1 protein-coding gene is annotated in these 253 nt (G+C 59.7%); it reads right to left on the reverse strand.

What is annotated here, in order from left to right:
• A partial coding sequence (locus SB679_RS25410) for an SDR family NAD(P)-dependent oxidoreductase (protein WP_410705123.1) occupies positions 1 to 213 on the reverse strand: 213 nt, incomplete at its 3' end.
• Positions 214 to 253: the final 40 nt, after the last annotated feature.

The raw sequence follows: 253 nt of genomic DNA on the forward strand, positions 1-253 counted from the left end.
GACATCGGTTTCGGCTGCAAGAACGTGTTCTGCGCCAACGATGGCCTCGAGCTCGGCACGTGCCTTGGCGAGCTTCTCCTGGCCGAGATCGGCGATGACGACGCTCATGCCCGCCTTGGTAAAATGCTTTGCCGCCGCAAGGCCGATACCGGAGGCTCCGCCGGTAATGACGGCAACGTTGGATGGTTTGAAAATCTCTTGAATATTCGTCACGGGACCGGCTCTCCTCGAAGCGTTGTGCGGACGAAGCCAG

The sequence above is a fragment of the Chryseobacterium sp. SIMBA_029 genome (assembly GCF_046535275.1).
GTDB lineage: Bacteria > Bacteroidota > Bacteroidia > Flavobacteriales > Weeksellaceae > Chryseobacterium.